Source organism: Heminiphilus faecis (genome assembly GCF_008728965.1).
Taxonomy (GTDB): domain Bacteria; phylum Bacteroidota; class Bacteroidia; order Bacteroidales; family Muribaculaceae; genus Muribaculum; species Muribaculum faecis.
This window is the reverse complement of record NZ_VSMC01000037.1, coordinates 1-15,027: the sequence shown is the minus strand read 5'-3', so window position 1 is coordinate 15,027 and position 15,027 is coordinate 1. Positions and strand designations below refer to the sequence as shown.

26 protein-coding genes and 1 pseudogene are annotated in these 15,027 nt (G+C 42.3%); 1 reads left to right on the top strand and 26 read right to left on the bottom strand.

Annotation, left to right across the window (positions count from 1 at the left end):
- A pseudogene (locus FW767_RS12140) lies at window positions 1-126 on the top strand (IS4 family transposase); the annotation flags it as partial.
- Between the two features lie 3 nt (window positions 127-129).
- On the opposite strand, the gene FW767_RS12135 reads toward FW767_RS12140, so the two are convergent.
- The 26 genes from FW767_RS12135 to FW767_RS13190 form a co-directional block, all read right to left on the bottom strand.
- Window positions 130-444: a hypothetical protein gene (locus FW767_RS12135; RefSeq protein ID WP_128701852.1), complete on the bottom strand. Its 315-nt coding sequence runs from the start codon at window positions 442-444 to the stop codon at window positions 130-132.
- Window positions 444-692, bottom strand: coding sequence for a hypothetical protein (locus FW767_RS12130; RefSeq protein WP_128701853.1), 249 nt, complete (start codon window positions 690-692; stop codon window positions 444-446). Before FW767_RS12130 ends, FW767_RS12135 begins: the two co-directional genes overlap by 1 nt.
- Window positions 685-933, bottom strand: a complete 249-nt coding sequence (locus tag FW767_RS12125; RefSeq protein ID WP_128701854.1) for a hypothetical protein — start codon at window positions 931-933, stop codon at window positions 685-687. Before FW767_RS12125 ends, FW767_RS12130 begins: the two co-directional genes overlap by 8 nt.
- 19 nt (window positions 934-952) lie before the next feature.
- Entirely contained in the window at window positions 953-1,987 is a 1,035-nt protein-coding gene (locus FW767_RS12120; protein WP_128701855.1) for a ubiquitin carboxyl-hydrolase, read from the bottom strand.
- Between the two features lie 21 nt (window positions 1,988-2,008).
- Entirely contained in the window at window positions 2,009-2,449 is a 441-nt protein-coding gene (locus FW767_RS12115) for a hypothetical protein (protein WP_235898124.1), read from the bottom strand.
- 879 nt (window positions 2,450-3,328) lie between these two features.
- Window positions 3,329-4,600 (bottom strand): RNA-directed DNA polymerase, encoded by a 1,272-nt coding sequence (locus FW767_RS12110; protein WP_128701857.1) that lies wholly within the window; start codon window positions 4,598-4,600, stop codon window positions 3,329-3,331.
- Window positions 4,593-4,844, bottom strand: coding sequence for a hypothetical protein (locus FW767_RS12105; RefSeq protein WP_123542206.1), 252 nt, complete (start codon window positions 4,842-4,844; stop codon window positions 4,593-4,595). The genes FW767_RS12110 and FW767_RS12105 overlap by 8 nt, the downstream gene beginning before the upstream one ends.
- Window positions 4,845-4,849: 5 nt before the next feature.
- Window positions 4,850-5,164 (bottom strand): hypothetical protein, encoded by a 315-nt coding sequence (locus tag FW767_RS12100; protein WP_128701858.1) that lies wholly within the window; start codon window positions 5,162-5,164, stop codon window positions 4,850-4,852.
- Window positions 5,165-5,169: 5 nt separating this feature from the next.
- Window positions 5,170-6,465, bottom strand: coding sequence for a PcfJ domain-containing protein (locus FW767_RS12095; protein WP_150980672.1), 1,296 nt, complete (start codon window positions 6,463-6,465; stop codon window positions 5,170-5,172).
- A 21-nt stretch (window positions 6,466-6,486) separates the two neighbouring features.
- Window positions 6,487-6,891 (bottom strand): Cas9 inhibitor AcrIIA9 family protein, encoded by a 405-nt coding sequence (locus FW767_RS12090; RefSeq protein ID WP_121698771.1) that lies wholly within the window; start codon window positions 6,889-6,891, stop codon window positions 6,487-6,489.
- A 12-nt stretch (window positions 6,892-6,903) separates the two neighbouring features.
- Window positions 6,904-7,428, bottom strand: a complete 525-nt coding sequence (locus tag FW767_RS12085) for a hypothetical protein (protein WP_150980668.1) — start codon at window positions 7,426-7,428, stop codon at window positions 6,904-6,906.
- Window positions 7,429-7,515: 87 nt separating this feature from the next.
- The gene (locus FW767_RS12080) at window positions 7,516-8,226 is read right to left on the bottom strand and encodes a DUF1566 domain-containing protein (protein WP_150980666.1); all 711 of its coding nucleotides are present in this window, start codon (window positions 8,224-8,226) and stop codon (window positions 7,516-7,518) included.
- Window positions 8,227-8,249: 23 nt separating this feature from the next.
- Complete coding sequence (locus FW767_RS13205) at window positions 8,250-8,417, bottom strand: hypothetical protein (protein ID WP_205523916.1); 168 nt, start codon at window positions 8,415-8,417, stop codon at window positions 8,250-8,252.
- Between the two features lie 81 nt (window positions 8,418-8,498).
- Entirely contained in the window at window positions 8,499-8,645 is a 147-nt protein-coding gene (locus FW767_RS13200) for a hypothetical protein (RefSeq protein WP_205523915.1), read from the bottom strand.
- A 5-nt stretch (window positions 8,646-8,650) separates the two neighbouring features.
- Window positions 8,651-8,842 (bottom strand): hypothetical protein, encoded by a 192-nt coding sequence (locus FW767_RS13375; protein ID WP_150980664.1) that lies wholly within the window; start codon window positions 8,840-8,842, stop codon window positions 8,651-8,653.
- Entirely contained in the window at window positions 8,839-9,894 is a 1,056-nt protein-coding gene (locus FW767_RS12070) for a hypothetical protein (protein ID WP_150980661.1), read from the bottom strand. Before FW767_RS12070 ends, FW767_RS13375 begins: the two co-directional genes overlap by 4 nt.
- 1 nt (window position 9,895) lies before the next feature.
- Window positions 9,896-10,219, bottom strand: coding sequence for a hypothetical protein (locus FW767_RS12065; protein WP_150980658.1), 324 nt, complete (start codon window positions 10,217-10,219; stop codon window positions 9,896-9,898).
- Between the two features lie 296 nt (window positions 10,220-10,515).
- On the bottom strand, window positions 10,516-11,367 hold the full coding sequence (locus FW767_RS12060) for a hypothetical protein (protein ID WP_150980655.1): 852 nt from the start codon (window positions 11,365-11,367) through the stop codon (window positions 10,516-10,518).
- Window positions 11,368-11,371: 4 nt separating this feature from the next.
- Window positions 11,372-11,704: a hypothetical protein gene (locus tag FW767_RS12055; protein WP_205523914.1), complete on the bottom strand. Its 333-nt coding sequence runs from the start codon at window positions 11,702-11,704 to the stop codon at window positions 11,372-11,374.
- A 12-nt stretch (window positions 11,705-11,716) separates the two neighbouring features.
- Window positions 11,717-12,430: a hypothetical protein gene (locus tag FW767_RS12050; protein ID WP_150980650.1), complete on the bottom strand. Its 714-nt coding sequence runs from the start codon at window positions 12,428-12,430 to the stop codon at window positions 11,717-11,719.
- A complete protein-coding gene (locus FW767_RS12045) occupies window positions 12,427-12,669 on the bottom strand; it encodes a hypothetical protein (protein WP_150980647.1) in 243 nt (80 codons plus the stop codon). The genes FW767_RS12050 and FW767_RS12045 overlap by 4 nt, the downstream gene beginning before the upstream one ends.
- A 112-nt stretch (window positions 12,670-12,781) precedes the next feature.
- Window positions 12,782-13,294 (bottom strand): hypothetical protein, encoded by a 513-nt coding sequence (locus tag FW767_RS12040; RefSeq protein ID WP_150980646.1) that lies wholly within the window; start codon window positions 13,292-13,294, stop codon window positions 12,782-12,784.
- Between the two features lie 77 nt (window positions 13,295-13,371).
- Window positions 13,372-13,539 (bottom strand): hypothetical protein, encoded by a 168-nt coding sequence (locus FW767_RS13195; RefSeq protein WP_205523913.1) that lies wholly within the window; start codon window positions 13,537-13,539, stop codon window positions 13,372-13,374.
- A gap of 8 nt (window positions 13,540-13,547) precedes the next feature.
- Window positions 13,548-13,853 (bottom strand): hypothetical protein, encoded by a 306-nt coding sequence (locus FW767_RS12035; RefSeq protein ID WP_135984531.1) that lies wholly within the window; start codon window positions 13,851-13,853, stop codon window positions 13,548-13,550.
- Window positions 13,854-13,865: 12 nt separating this feature from the next.
- Window positions 13,866-14,285: a hypothetical protein gene (locus FW767_RS12030; RefSeq protein WP_150980643.1), complete on the bottom strand. Its 420-nt coding sequence runs from the start codon at window positions 14,283-14,285 to the stop codon at window positions 13,866-13,868.
- A 139-nt stretch (window positions 14,286-14,424) separates the two neighbouring features.
- A complete protein-coding gene (locus FW767_RS13190) occupies window positions 14,425-14,913 on the bottom strand; it encodes a hypothetical protein (protein ID WP_205523912.1) in 489 nt (162 codons plus the stop codon).
- Window positions 14,914-15,027 lie beyond the last annotated feature (114 nt).

The following is a 15,027-nucleotide window of genomic DNA, read 5'->3' as shown; positions in this document are numbered from 1 at the left end:
ATTCTGAAACACGGAAGAAAGGCAAAGTCGTTTGTCAAGTATGGTCTGGAAGAGATTTTTACCATACTTATGCGTTCGACTTATACCCCAAAATTTGATGTTTTCAAATTTTTGTCATCTACTTAAATTTTAGTTTACTAAACTTGCTGCTTGAAAGAGTAATGAAAAATTTGGTTTTTCATTTTCAAAAACTTCAGAAATACAGTAGATGTCGGTTCCAAAAGAAACATAGGCTCTTTCTCTTGGATTAAGACCAACAGGTATAGCTATCCCATTTCGATACTGCAATCTTAGCATAGGATCTAAAATGTTTGAAATTCGATGCAACTGCATATTGAATGTTACAGCATTTTCTAATACACCATAAGAGTTTTGAAAATACTTCGGTATCATAGTCTGAATGCCATCCTCAGATATTCTGATGATTTTGAAAATCTTATCCATTATTTTTCAATTTTTAAGGTGGTTGGAATATCACCTATTTTGAGGCGCATACCAGATATAGCCTCCATTGCATCTTCAATATTGAGTGAAGATGACATTAAACAAGGCAGACCATGATCGCCAACTGGGTCGGTATAAATAAACTCTACTCCAGACCCATCACGAAAGAAAGTGATGGACTGGATTTTGCAGAGATTGTGGGCTTCACGGATTTTTCGGATCACACGTTTTCGTGTATATTCATCCATTGGGATTTGATTTTAGAATATTCATTAACTTTGCGTAAGAATAAGTGCCTCTGAGTTCTCCAATATCTTCTCGATGACGGAGTTTAACTTCCCATTTATGAACGACATTGCTATTATAATCCATAGTTGGATATAATTCTTTGTCGCCCATAAATGACATCAGTTTGACAGTTGCGAGTTGGCTATCAAATAAGGCTTTAGCTTCCTTATCAGTAGCCTTTAATATAAAATCGCTTTCCATCTTTTTGGTGTTTGAAGTTTTATTTTTGCCATTCTCTCTGCTTGGCCTCGATGTCGATATGATTGGTGATCAGAAAGTCTTTCAGAACTCCGAAGAGCTTGTAGCCCTCAAAATCCTTGTCATTTACCAGATAGTTGAGATAAGCGATTGAAGCCTCCTGATCCATTTTGGGGAACACACAATCATGGAAGAGAATGAGGTTCTTCAATGTGAAGAAAGCGCCGGCACCCTTATAAGCGTCTTTGAAAGCCTTGGACTGTTCCATATCAAAGAACAGACAGGTGTTTTTTACAGCCTGATAGAAGTTTACGGTGGCTTTATGAAGTGCGCCGGGATTGCGGGTATTCTTTATTGATTTCACCAGCTTTTCAAGCGAAGCATACACCCTTGTCTGAAGGTCATCAACAAAGATGTCAGTGCCGTCAAGACGAACATAAGGAACGCCTTTGCAGTGGCGAATACGGATAGTGCCTACGATGTTCTTGACGAGCTTGATGTAGTCGTTAGCCATCTGGATAACCACGCTTCTGTTGAACCAGCGATTGCGCTCTGCATAGTTCTCAGGGTCATCGTTGAAGAGCTTAGCCTGAACGCGGAGTTCTTCAACTACCATTTTCCACTGATACTTGTAACCCTTGCGGCGAAGAGCAGCAGTGAAACCGATGGGATTGCCGGTCTTACAGTCCTTTTCGGACAGCATGTGAAAGACCTGAGCCATAATCCAACGACGGAACAAGCGACGGTCAGGAATTGTGCGACTGGCCTTGATAGCGGCAAAGATAGGGTCATTGTCAGAAACGACTGAAAATTGACCTTCAGAGAAGCGGCCGACTTCGTAAGCACCGTTTGTGCTACGAATAGAGAAGAGGTTTTCGACGTTGACATCGGCACTGCGGAGAGCTTCGATTTTGGCTTCTGCGGCATTGAGTTTCTTGGCCGGGAAAGCAGCGACTACTGGGATTGCTGAGATGGGAGCAACTACTGCTACGACTTCGGGTGCATTGATCTTGATGTTTGCGCCACACTTAGGGCACTGTACGTTAAATTTTGCCATAATGATTTATATTTGTGTTTGTTATTTATTTTCTTTTTTAGGTTCAACCCATTCTTTGAGGATAATGAGTTCTTTTGCTGAGGGGCATTGCCAGAACCATTTGTCCTTGGCAAATTCATCCCATTTAAGAGAGCCGTTCAAAATCATTATCAGAACATAAAGTTCTAATTTGATTTGAGCAGTTTCTCGTGGTTCGCCATAAAGTATATCGTTATCAGAAAGCTCATGCTCGGGAAGTGGATTGAAGTATCTGTATCTTTTGTTGTCACTTCTTTCCGAAGGCAAACTATGCTGATAGCGGAGAAATAATTGAGCGATGGTTAGAAGTGGAGTATCAGATACCTCAATTCCTAATTCACCCTCATACTCGCCGTTCTTGATGATGTATTTGCCATCAATTTTCAGACTCCGTTGCTGAAAGTCAACTTGGAATTTGGCTCCATTCTGAACTTTCTCTATCACTTCATAATAGATGTTTTGCATTTGATTTTTTAGTTAAAAAATTATAATCTCATTGGCTTGACACATTTCTTTATCGGATCGATTAAGGAGCTGGATAGACTGGATCGGAATCGACTGAGCCAGGTAGCTAACCTGGTGGTGTTGATTCAGATCCAGGATTAAATCCAGCTCTATTAAATTTGCCAATCTTGATAAAATTCCTTTGTGCTAAGGTGGTCTGGCTCTCAAAAACAGTGATGCGTTTCTTTATTGTGCTGATGAAATCCAGACGGATGACTCAGGTGAAACCGGCGTAATTGACTGATAAGGAATGAAACGCCGGTGCAACCTGAGTCATATTACAATCTGGATGACTAAATTTTGTTTTCTTGAACCATAATGTCGCATTACTAAGCTGCTGAAGATGATATGGTATATATCTTTAATCATTCGATGCAAGGGCTTTATGGCTGCCGCTGGAGGGTAGGTATGGCCTACAGCGGCAGCTTAATGAAGCCCAGCTAAATTTATCATCTCTCAGGTCGCTGCCATATACTTGGCTTATACTATCTGTCATGTCAGTGATATGTTGCTTTATTGGTTTGATATTCTACAGAATATCCCAGATGGACCAGTGAAAGCATCTCTGACAAGAGATGATGAAACTTGGTCCATCTTGGCATCTTCTGTATAATTAAATGATTGACCCTTCAGATAAGACCGCATATTCGGTAATTGATAGTCAGACAATATCGTGTGTTACTTTAGATATTCGATGTCAGAAGGATCCTGCCATACTGTTGGCCACGGAAAGCGATAGCTCCTGGCCCACAGTAGGGTTGTTGATCCTTCACTGAAAGGATTGTCGTTCTATCAGTCATTGCACACTCAATCTATTTCTTATTTCCGATTAAGATTAGCTACCAAGGTCTTGTAAACCTCTTTACTGGTACGGAGTGCATTTTGCATACATCCCAGAGTGTAGTAGCCGGGTAGCGTCTTATCGGTTTTGATACGGTTAGCTTTCACGTTTCGGCCAATACCTCGTTGAATACAGCCATCAGGATTGTTGGCCACATAACCCAGGCCGCCTACTTTTGTTTTGCCGGTAATCACTGCTCGCAAGCAATCCGCTACAAACACGGAAAGTATTTGAACATCCTTTTGCACATTGATAACCGGAAGAACCTGGGTGGCCCAGCTATATTCGCCATTCCCGAAATAAAGATAGTTATTAACCTGATTTATGGCTTTATTGAAGCTCAGATTCTTAGCACGGATTGTTCGTGCCTCAATCTCTTTCTGAAAGGACTTAATTCGTGTTGAGCTGAGTGAGATGGAAGCGCCCATAATGGAAAAGCCAAGAAACTTAAACCATCGAGTGTGGGTCAGATACTCTATCTTTTTGGGATTGAGTGTCATTTCTCGCATAGCAACTTCTTCAGACATAATCTCCATTGCTCTCATATAATCAGGACCGACAAATAGAGCGTCATCAGAATAGCGGACATATTCGCCATCCAGCTTGCTCAATCGTTCATCAAGACTAAACATAACCACATTGGCTAACCAAGAGGCTACCGAACAGCCTTGTTTGAGTGATTGATAGGATTTCTGGAGATTGCCGTCTGCATCAAAATACCAGTCGGAGTGATAATACTTACGGAGCACATCTATGATAGCTGAATGACCGTATTTGGCTTCCACCTTATCAAAGGCTTCGTCAATAAACCGAATGGGAACGGAATCGAAATACTTGCTGAAATCAGATTTCCATCCAATGACATCGCCCTTGGTCTCGCATATTTTCCAAGATATTTCTTTCACGATCTTACCACATCCTATCCCTTTTTGGTAGGACTGGCAAGCTGGATGAATCATCTCAGGCATAAGTTCAAACAAGAGGTCGTTGGCAATGCTAAGGAATACACGGTCAACGGGCTCGTTGATATAGACTGTGCGAAAATCTCCGTTGTCCTTTGGTATCTGTGCCGTATGAGGTGGAGCTATTTCATATTTCCCATCCCTGATTGCGGCATACATCGCTGCTCTGGTCTCAGGTTTGGTGAGCTGGTAGAGATGAGCTTTGTTGATATGTTTTCCAACACCTTTATCAATGGCATACGTCCATCGTTTGATGTCGAAAAACATCTCTAATATTTTGTCATTCATGGACTTTTTCTTTGCTGATTGTAATGTCGTAGGACTCCTGGTCATCGCCTGCCAAGAAATGATCCTCCTTATCAATTTCTATACAGTTTTCATTGTTGAGCCAAGTATTTTTATGAAGAATACTATCACGCTCGCTTTTCAGGCCACGCCTTGCACCTTCAAGTGTTGACCACAGTGTGTGACCATGCCAGTCTTCGCCCGGTCGTTCACCTGCATACTCAACTTGTACGCTATATACTTCCATATTCGTTAGAATAAAGATCTTTCACCATTGTAGTTTTGGATAACCCACTCCAGTAAGAGCCGACGGTTGTTATTATCAAGCTCCGCATAGAACTTTGTCATATATGTATCTGGGTCTTGGGTACGAGTTGCCTTGTTCCATTTTTCCAGCATGTGACTGGTGTTGCAAGTCCACTTGACCTCTTTAATGAATTGTGGCACATTCACGGTGTCGGTTGTGCCATAAGGGGTCTTGATTGTCAATGGAACTGACTCGTAGTTCCAGCCATGAAACATCCACTTATTGATGGCTATCATAGCGATTTTTAGTTCTTCAGTCATAGCAGTTATGCGGTTTTTGAAATTATTTTCGGTATATTGGAATTGACCAGTGATGTTATTCGTTCATAACTCATTGGGGTTTTATTATACTTTCCTCGACATTGTACGATTGAGAAATTTTCTAATGAAAACTCTATAGTTGCGATTGATACGCCCTCAACCAAAGCGTGAAGTATAAGCACATTATTCTTGGAATAATATTTGTTAGTGAATACGCAATGGTGCATATACTCACCTTCATCCAAAAATTCCCTTACAGATTGAAGAGGCTTAACAACAATTTCCTGATCGACAAATTCCAAATTTAAGAATTTGGATTTGGCTTGCTTATATTGAGCCTCATCATGCTTGCTATTGGCTTGATAGCGTTGTTCTGGTGTCATCCGTCTTTCACGCTCTCTTCGTCTATCTGCTTCATCCATCTTAGCTCGCTTTTTAGCAATCCATAAATCATGAGCCTCTTTAAGATTGTCAGGACAGATGAATTTTGGATTTCTCAAATCTTTCCCACAGTATTCAAGAGCGTCGAGCATATCATACCAAGTTGAAGCATCGGTAATCTTATAATTGTGCCGGAAAGCGACCTTAGCGGAGGGCCAATATTTCTCAAACTCATACTTTTTAGCCAATGAGAAAGCTACCATTTTGTATTGCCTTAATTTCCATGCCGTCTCAGTTTTATTGCAAGTGAGTAAGCGTTGGAACAAAGTATATGGGGAACAGTTATGAAAATCACCGTTATATCCGTTTCTTCGGATTTCTGGAATCACTGAAGATTGCCCGATAACTTTGTAAGGCGTGACATAGTGGCCGTAGTTTTCTGTTCGGATTTCCATTTCGCTGTCATAGTTCCATATATCGCAATAACTGCACATCCAATGTCGAGCACGACCAACTATCACTTCTTTGGCATCTGGAGTAAGCCAGCGTTGAAAAGCCTCACTAATCCAGTATGTAGCCTTCTCGCCTCTTCTCAGATTTGTCTGCATAAAGAACATTCTAACAACCTGACAACCTCCACGCTTGGTTACGATTGCGAAATAAGCTCTATCACAAAAATTCCACTTGCGAGTTTTGTCAACATCCAGCTTTGCGGAGCAGTGAGGACATACAACCTTAGTAGCCTCATCACCTTTCCAAGAGTGACCACAATCCAGACACACATATTCTTTCTTAGAATTGTACTTGGCAATATGCGGAGCCACTTTCCTGACAGCTTCCTTATATTGATGTTCGTTCAAAGGAGAGAGTGTTTTGGATAACTCCAAAATTTTTCTTTGAAATTTGTTTCTGGGTTTCATATTGTGAAAGAGCTGAAAGGATTAGAAAATCGGAATATCCAGCGGCTCCGGGATATTGGGGTCAACAGCAGCTTTGGGCTTTCTTGGTTTGCGCTGCTTAGGCTTTTCTTCTGAAGTGATCTGCTCAGGGGAGGCTGGGGGTTCTGGAGAAGGACTCTGTACGGCTTCCACTTTATTCTTGGGGCCTTCTACTACGATGTCATCTTCATCATAGTAGTGGACTGCCAGTCCAAATACCTCATCGTCGGAAACACCGACACAACGCTCACCCTTGGGCTTGTTCTTTTCGACTTGCTGGAAGATGTACTTGCAACACTCTTTGATATTTTTGTTGGGTTTTGCGTATGTTGTTGCGAACTGAGCATCATCTTCAGCGCGCTTGTCAAGATAGTTCTTGATAGCAGTTTCAAAAGTGGTAAATTCCATATTGAAAGATTTTTAGGAGTTAAAGAAAAAGAATGTATATCTTGTGTTTACATTCTCCTTTGGGGGAGAAGTCAACTGTCTGATTGCGAATTTGAAGGTGTTAGCTTTGAAAGTATGCTCAAAGCCATTCATAGGTTCGTGATGAGTGTACCGTATTTCAACTTTGGCATCATCAATTACTTTATTGAGGATTACCGGGTTGGTATGCCATTTGCCTTTATGTTTCCAGCAATATAAGGTTACATCATCAGTCTGGAGGGATTTGAAGTCATCTATTTTGACTAATCCATATTCACTCATAAGCTCATCTAACAGACCTAATAAATAGTCTGGTAATGGGTCAGTTGAGTCTTTTTTCTTGCCATTATAAAGAGATTCAAACGTAAGTAGAAATGCCTGTTTTATCTCTATCGAGTCAATGCACTTACTTAATTTGTACTTACAGAATTTAATGATTTGAGGTTCTATTTCTTTGACGGCCTCATTATTCTTTGCTCGTAATAACTGACGAACATGATCAAGATTGAGGCGTTCCATAGAAGTAAAAGTTAAACCCCTTTATCCCTAACTCGCTACGCTCGTGTCGCTTCGCTCCAAGGGTTAAAGGGATAAAGGGGTTAAGGGTTAATGAAATGCTGCCACAGCGCGGACGTAGTTGCTGCCCGTGGCCTTAGCGAGCCAGGTGAGGGTGCCGTCGTCCAGGTACAAGTACCAAGCGCCCGTCGCCGAGTACTCAGTGCTGGTCCAATACCAGCCATCCTTAATGCGGCTACCGCCGCTAAGTTCGATGGCGGCATTGATTGAACGCTTGTTGAGATAGATGAGATAGAGTTCAGCAACTGAAGGGATCCACTCGTCATCCTCCAGCTCTATGCCGGTGCCGATAGACTTGATATGCTCAGTGTTTGACTGGCCGTTCCAATCAGCAACAGCATCATCATATTCAGTGATGTAACCGTCATAACCGCCGGGGTCTTTCTGGTTGGTAAGGGGCTGTTCCGGATAATCCTCCAGATTGACTGCGAGAGCATGGCGACCCATCACTACGCCGATACGCTTTACCGTCTTTGTCGGAGCATTGCGCTTCTTGTAGTCGAACTTTTCAACTGTGTTATCCTCGTAGATGTAGTACACTCCATCATTCAGAATGGCTTGATGAGAGCCTTCAGTCTGCTGAATGTCGATTTTGATTTGCTCAACCTCCTTTATCGGAGATTTGATGAAGTCATACACAGCCTGTGCTTCTTCACCGAAGTCACTGAAGAGAGCAAGTTTCAGCTTCTCATCCATCGGAAGAGAAGCGTAGATGGTTTTTGCGATTTCGTCTGAGATCATATTTTTATATTTTTGATGATGTGTTACTTACCTTTGCTGAGGCAGACGGCCAGCTTGTCAAGGTCGTTGGTGCCAAAGTGATTTTTCAATTCCTCTAAGACAGAGGGCTTCTGGTTTTTTAGCAACTGCTTGATAGTAGCAGGATTGCCACCTCGATATAATTCAAGGCAGTTCGTAGCTTGTGGTGTCATACGTTTTTGGTTGTTATGTTTTTATGGGAATAGTCTCATTGTAGAAGAAAATTAGAATGAGAACGAGATTTTTAAGAGTTTTTAAGGAATAGTCACATCCTGCACCTCATCAGTTTCCGGGATAAGGTCGATGACATATTCCAACTGACCGTGTGCTATGCTGGTCAGTTCCTGCTCATCATCTGCGCTTTGCACAAATCTGACAATGGAATATATTTTGGTTTTCATATTGTTTACTTGGCTTGATTGTAAATGATCGGTTCACTTGAAACATTGTAGATATACGAGCCACACTTTACAAGTAAAGCAGACTTCCCATAATACATCTGTTTCATACCCTTTATTGAGCCACTTCGGTGAAAGTTGGGGAAGCGTGAGATATTTACACGCTTCCCTTCTGCAACAGTCATTGATTTTACTCTCATTTCTTATCCTGATGGATTTGACGTTTGAAATTATGAGAGTTGTGAGGATAAGGTAACGGCTCTCCAGTCCAACAAGACTCAAACCCATCGCCCATAATTACTATACCCCGGTCTTTCTTCTGCTTATACGCTTCTTCAAGCGTAAAAATAGTGTAAGCCGGAATACGATACTCTTCATCAGATTTAGCCATGAGCTTATCCAAATCCTCCCAGGAAATATGAGAGCGATATGACGAATCTTGCCAGTTGAACACAACCCTTTTTGTGTGACTATAATAAATCACATTGTCTATTGGAAGTCCCGCATCAAGGATAAAGAGCATTATATCTCTTTCAACCCTAATTTTTTCAGTCTTTACACGAGCTTCGTCAATAATTTTCTGACGAGCTTCGTTCAACTTACGCTCTTGTTCATCTTTTGCTCTCTGAGCAACCGTTTCTTCGGTATAATACCCCTCTGAAATTCTCTGTTCTACTTTTTCAAACAGACCTTCCGGCATTTTATACAGACGCTCTTCTTCAGGAGAATAAGGGTTCACCCACTCCTTTCCAGTCAGCTCTTCAAGTTTTTGAATAGCTGCTTCGGCTTTCCATTTAGCACGCTCAATGAAGCCAAGTTTGTAGAGCAGATATGTGAACTCTTCCTGATCGACAGCTTTGAAAAGCCTTACAGCTTTCTCACCATCATCTTCAGTTATCCACCAATCTTCCATAAGAGTTTGGGTATTCCCGTGAGTGAGATGGTAAAAGCCGTTTGCGAATGGGTGTATCGGCATCCCTTCTCTGTTACGACAGTGCATCTCAACAAAAGAGGCGTATTTCGGGAAATAGCGGAGAATTTCATCGTGAATACAGCCACTCATCTCATCTATGCGCCTACCATTCTTGGTAATACGCACGATCTCTCCAGTTACACTGAAATCGAAACACTTGTTGTTGCAGTCATCATCAAATGAGATTTTGACTTTTATTTCATACTTTTGCCCGCCCTCTATAAAACTCTTGGTTTCAGAATACTTTAGAGCGACATTTCTTATTTCTTGTGACGCCATTTTATTTACGTTTTATTGCTTTGATTTCCAGAAGATACGGTAAACCACTTGTGCCAGCTTGTTTATTGAGGTTAAAATGATATTCAACCTTAACCGGTATATATTGACTTTGATGTTTTGAAATAATGCGCTTGATAGTTTCTTCACTTATTTGGGCGCAATATTCAATCTCAAATGTGGCCTTGTCAGTGCCCAATTCCGCCTCCAAATTGATTTTTTTGGCGATTGCTACCACTCCACTGAAGTTATCTTTGAAGATATATTGCTCTCCAGTTGCGATGACAAACATCGGGCCGCCATTATTTTTACAGCTAATAAATTCCATTGTAGTTCAATTTATTATTTTGAAGAATATTGGATATTTACCAAGTTCTGAACAGCAGTTGTAACTGGTGAAGCTCCAGACATCATCATCAAATGTCTGACCATACCATACTGCATTTTCTTTATTGATGGGATAAGGATTAATCCATACTCCATCGACATTGCAAAGACAAGGGAGCAGATAAACTGTCTCCCCAGCCTCATACAGCTTGCGAGCCTGAGTTTTGTTGATTTGCTTAATTCTCTTCTTCAGGCTGTTAGAGAATATCGGTTCCGGGTAACGCATTTTGTGAATTTTTAAGCAGCCTCTTTCAAATCGTGTTCTGCAATAACTTCGGCTATAAGTTCCTCAGTTTCCATATAGAAACCCCAGCAAGAGTCAGTTTCTATCCAGTCAAATGACTCAACTTTGCGACCATCAGAATAGGTTTTGGTGTATGCCTCTTTCTTCTCCAGAACATAACCTTTGACATCTCCCCAAGCCCACATTCCGATACACTTAACTTCTCCGTCAATCACTGACATGGCTTGTTCTTGCCAAGTTTTGTAGTGGTTGGGAGAGAAGCCACAACGCTCATCGAACATCTTTTTGGTCATATAGGAAAATCCTCTCATGTGATCGCCCTGGGAATATCCGCTGGAATCCCATTCTTTTATCACAAAGTCTTTTGCACACTCTTGGATAAGGGCCATTAAGTCATCCTCATCCAGTGGCTCCAATAACTCCATTCGGTAGTCATATTTTTTGAGGTCGGAAGGGTCAATTTCCAAGTCATTTAGCCATTGCCCCTCATATAGACCATATCCTCGTTTGCCTTGGAGAACCCATTGACGCTGTGAACGGTCGTAGAAGAACCGCAAACCATCCACCTTGCCAACTTTGAAATACTTGATGATGTCTTTCTGTTCCACCACTTCAGCAGCTACACGCTGGAGAATATCAGCTACTGAATATTCACGACAGTTGGAAACGTGTTCTTTCCAGTCGCAGCTCTGACTTAGCCAATAGCGTCCGTGTTCCAGATGCTCAAAAATGTGAATTGCACCCATATCCCAATCTTGTACCGGGCAACTTGGGTAATCGTCGTGATATATCTTGATGCGATAGTCACCAATCTCTTTGGTTTCTATCAATAAATTATCATTCATAGTTTCAGGAATAAGCGAATAAAACAAATCTCTTGACGTCTTTGAGGTCAAGTGAAAAATCATCCCACTTGAAATCAAGCTCTTCATCAGTATTCCAATCTCCGTTAATTACTTCGGTCATCAATACCGAGGTATCTCCGATAATTCTGAAGAGTGGAGCAAACTGATAGTAGGTTTTGCGGTCAGTCTTGTCAAGATAGACTCTGATACAAGGCTGTTTCTCTCCTTTGGTGGGAGAATAAGTGCCTTTTCTTGCGGACACATCAGAGATATGAATCCCGTTCTTCTGTTTAATGTTGTCTGCATTGTTGAGGAGTAGAAAATCGTAGAAGTCCATAAGGCTCAGTATTTAGGTGTGTTTTGACCAGCCGAAAGACGGGTCAATTTGGTAGGCATAATTCTGTTGATAGCCTGTTTCGGGCCAGCCGTGAAATACTATTCCACCGGTAAGACCTTCTTGACGATTTCGGTATTCGCAGAAAGTGAACTCATTACGTGTCGGATAGTATGTGACTTCATAGAAATGATCATCAGCCGTCTTACGATAGTTGCGAAATTCACGCAGAATCTGAATTAAGGTTCTTCCATCACGGTTCTCTTCGGAACGGAACATTTCTTTCAGTTTGCCGAAAGTGATATTCTTGAAGCGGACGGGCATCTTGAAATTTTTGGGAAGCGGACCATTCTTCGCTTTCCAATTCTCGACAACTGGCGTAACTACATCACGGATAACTTCACGAGCTGCTTTTTCGGTGGTTTCCTTAACCTCATCCTTAGTGATTAAGAAAATCTTATCACCACCCAGCCAATCAAGATAGGCAGTGAATGGGTTGGAGCCTTGGGCGTGAGCATATCTGGCAGCCTCATCAGTATTAAAGTGCTCATCGTAATCACCAAGTCTGAGCAAGTGAGTATGACTTTCACCCACAATCCACAGCATCGGGAATTTTGACTCATCGGCAGCCTCGATGTAAGGCTTATCGTATTTAGTGAAGTCGCTTTGAAAGCTCTTCATTAAGTCCGCAACGATATTGGTCATGCGGTTGATTATTTTCTCATTCATAGGAAGTTGATTGTTGGGGTGTTGACAACTTGATGTTCTGCATTGAGAGCGAGCTGCATCTTCTTTGCACGGCGATCATGCCACTGATGATACACCGAGGTACGGATGTGAAATTTCTTCCACAGCACTTTGATACAGAAGCGGCGATAGTGGCGGCGTGAGAATTTATAGATGGTTGCGATAAACATAATCGCAAATATCAAAAGTGCTTTGATAAGATTGAAAAGAGGGGTTTTCATATTAATAAGCGTTTTATTCGTATTAGTTGAAGTCGCTCTCAGAATTTTCTTAACGGATGTTAATAATTGAAGTCGGGCGATGTTTTTGAGCACACCGCCCTAATCAATTCAGTCAAGCGACCTTTGCTTTAAGTCCGAGAGCGGTTGCACATTCCTGGGCATTGGCGGTCTTGATAACCCAGCCTTCGCCACCGGTCAAATGGCTATTGAATACACCTTTGAACTGCTCTTTGAGGACTTTGCGGAGAGGCTTGGTATTGCCACGAAGCACCCAGCAACGGTCATTGTACTTCTCGAAGGTCAGACCGAGTTTCTTGATGGCAGCCGTGTCGGTTATGGCGATGAGAGTATCAGTTTCTCCGGCGGTCTTGGTTTCAGCTTTGGGAGCTTCAGCAGGTTTTGCCTTGGGTGTCTTGTCCTTTTTGGACTTGGTTTCAGTCTTAGTGGGTGCCGGAGTAGCGGTTTTGGCTTTGACATTGGACGCACCGGCAGCGATTTCTGTATATCGAGCCTCATAAGCGGTCTGAACCTGCTTGATAAGACCATTGGCAGCAGATTTTAACTCATCAGTTGACTCGTACTGAGCGAATACGCTCTCTAATACGCTTGAAAAATTTATTCTCATTGTTTTGGATTTTAGAAGTGAAAGAAAAAGCCGGCACCTCAGATGAAGCACCGGCTATTGATTTTGATTTTGGCAGTTTAATCCTCTGCCAGCGGATCGCGCTCATTGAGAATATCCTCGATACCCTCAATTTCCTGACTGAGCAGTTCGATTTCAGCAGTGTCGTTTGACTGCATCATTCGTTCCGCAAGATTGTCGCGCTTTTCCTCCAATTCGGAGGTGGTCATTGCATCATAATTAGCCATAGTTGATATTAGTTTAGAATGATACGTTTGCGGTTGGTTTTCTTGTTCACCACCACAGCGAGGCGGCATTTTGCATCGTGCTTTTTGCAGAGATTGTATGACTCCACAACGTGTCGGGAAGCCTGTATCAACTCACCATTGTACAGGAAATAGAACTTGGTCGTTTTATTCCCTTTGGAGTTGACGCTTTCGTCCTCGACTATCTTCACGATTTGGGAGTTATTCACGGGGATTGTGTCGTTTTTGACATCATCGGCAGCATAAGCGGACACAGCAGCCACCGCAAGAATGATTGTGAGAATGAGTTTCTTCATCGCTTGGAATTTTTAGAGATTTGCACTTGCGTCTGCCATCTCAAATTCAGGGTCGGGCATAAAGGTGTACACCTCCAGACCGTCAAAACTGTAATCCTCATTCAGCACCAGGGCGCCGACGAGTTTCTTGCCCTCTTCGATGTAGTTGTGAACCATTTGGAAGGTTTCAAGGTCAACGAGGATTTCACACTCGAAGAGATTTGCGTCAGCATCGTCATAGAGCAGACAATAGGCATCGTCATATTCATACTCTTCCACCACATATTCAGTGGAGAAGAACATTCCGCTCACGGGGCGGTTTTCAGACGGATATTCCGCAAGAGATGCAGTGATTTCGTCCTGATACTTCACGAAAGAGGCAGCAACGGCACAGCCGACACCGAGGAAAGCAGCCACACAGCCGACTGCAAGGGTTTTGAGAAGTGATTTCATTTTTTGTTGGATTTTGAAGGGTTAGCGTAATTGATGTACTTACCACCAGAGCAGGAGGCGACTCTCACAGCCACACGAGGGCGACCGCAGATGTAATAAACTGTTCTAATCATTTTGTTGAATTTTTATTGGGTTGATATTATTTTTCCATACGGACGGAGTTTGCCAAACGTGTTGACAGACCCATTTTGGGAGCGTTTTTGCGTGACGGTCTGCGACCTTTGGCAGCGTTGAAGATTTCCCTCGCACTCATCTCAGAAAGAGGCTTGGAAGTATCACGACACTCATACGCACTCATCGCTTTTTCAGCGGTCATATTGACGGAAGTATGTAACACAGTCACTCTTTTGCCCTCAATCACATAGTGGGCACGGAACCGCAAGTTTGCTTGGAATTGAGCGGTCACTTTACGACGCACCTTAGAAGTACGACCTCCGACAGCCCAATTATTCCCGATACGACCCAGTACCACCTTATGCCGGCGGATGCTGCATTTCCCGATATATTCGATTTCTTCGCGCTCAAAGTTTTCGGCATTGATATGTGCCTCACTCAAACGCAAAAGCCCAACGCCATAGGCATTGAGCTCAGATTTGGGCATAGAAACCCCTTTGAATGGAAAAGCCACTCTACTTTGACCCTTTTGGCCAAACAGAATTTACCCACCTTGGCCATAATATGATTGACCCTTTAAAGTCCTGGTGTTAGGGGTCAATTTTATTTTACCCTTTTAATTCTCTAT

Coding starts and splice junctions, on each gene's coding strand:
- FW767_RS12080 (WP_150980666.1), bottom strand. CDS start 8,226: ATGATCTCAGACGAAATCGCAAAAACCATCTACGCTTCTCTTCCGATG.
- FW767_RS12135 (WP_128701852.1), bottom strand. CDS start 444: ATGGATAAGATTTTCAAAATCATCAGAATATCTGAGGATGGCATTCAG.
- FW767_RS12120 (WP_128701855.1), bottom strand. CDS start 1,987: ATGGCAAAATTTAACGTACAGTGCCCTAAGTGTGGCGCAAACATCAAG.
- FW767_RS13195 (WP_205523913.1), bottom strand. CDS start 13,539: ATGGCTAATTATGATGCAATGACCACCTCCGAATTGGAGGAAAAGCGC.
- FW767_RS12045 (WP_150980647.1), bottom strand. CDS start 12,669: ATGAAAACCCCTCTTTTCAATCTTATCAAAGCACTTTTGATATTTGCG.
- FW767_RS12050 (WP_150980650.1), bottom strand. CDS start 12,430: ATGAATGAGAAAATAATCAACCGCATGACCAATATCGTTGCGGACTTA.
- FW767_RS13205 (WP_205523916.1), bottom strand. CDS start 8,417: ATGACACCACAAGCTACGAACTGCCTTGAATTATATCGAGGTGGCAAT.
- FW767_RS12060 (WP_150980655.1), bottom strand. CDS start 11,367: ATGAATGATAATTTATTGATAGAAACCAAAGAGATTGGTGACTATCGC.
- FW767_RS13200 (WP_205523915.1), bottom strand. CDS start 8,645: ATGAAAACCAAAATATATTCCATTGTCAGATTTGTGCAAAGCGCAGAT.
- FW767_RS12040 (WP_150980646.1), bottom strand. CDS start 13,294: ATGAGAATAAATTTTTCAAGCGTATTAGAGAGCGTATTCGCTCAGTAC.
- FW767_RS12055 (WP_205523914.1), bottom strand. CDS start 11,704: ATGGACTTCTACGATTTTCTACTCCTCAACAATGCAGACAACATTAAA.
- FW767_RS12035 (WP_135984531.1), bottom strand. CDS start 13,853: ATGAAGAAACTCATTCTCACAATCATTCTTGCGGTGGCTGCTGTGTCC.
- FW767_RS12090 (WP_121698771.1), bottom strand. CDS start 6,891: ATGGAATTTACCACTTTTGAAACTGCTATCAAGAACTATCTTGACAAG.
- FW767_RS12065 (WP_150980658.1), bottom strand. CDS start 10,219: ATGGAATTTATTAGCTGTAAAAATAATGGCGGCCCGATGTTTGTCATC.
- FW767_RS12070 (WP_150980661.1), bottom strand. CDS start 9,894: ATGGCGTCACAAGAAATAAGAAATGTCGCTCTAAAGTATTCTGAAACC.
- FW767_RS12095 (WP_150980672.1), bottom strand. CDS start 6,465: ATGAAACCCAGAAACAAATTTCAAAGAAAAATTTTGGAGTTATCCAAA.
- FW767_RS12130 (WP_128701853.1), bottom strand. CDS start 692: ATGGATGAATATACACGAAAACGTGTGATCCGAAAAATCCGTGAAGCC.
- FW767_RS12030 (WP_150980643.1), bottom strand. CDS start 14,285: ATGAAATCACTTCTCAAAACCCTTGCAGTCGGCTGTGTGGCTGCTTTC.
- FW767_RS12125 (WP_128701854.1), bottom strand. CDS start 933: ATGGAAAGCGATTTTATATTAAAGGCTACTGATAAGGAAGCTAAAGCC.
- FW767_RS12085 (WP_150980668.1), bottom strand. CDS start 7,428: ATGGAACGCCTCAATCTTGATCATGTTCGTCAGTTATTACGAGCAAAG.
- FW767_RS12100 (WP_128701858.1), bottom strand. CDS start 5,164: ATGACTGAAGAACTAAAAATCGCTATGATAGCCATCAATAAGTGGATG.
- FW767_RS12110 (WP_128701857.1), bottom strand. CDS start 4,600: ATGAATGACAAAATATTAGAGATGTTTTTCGACATCAAACGATGGACG.
- FW767_RS12105 (WP_123542206.1), bottom strand. CDS start 4,844: ATGGAAGTATATAGCGTACAAGTTGAGTATGCAGGTGAACGACCGGGC.
- FW767_RS13375 (WP_150980664.1), bottom strand. CDS start 8,842: ATGAGAGTAAAATCAATGACTGTTGCAGAAGGGAAGCGTGTAAATATC.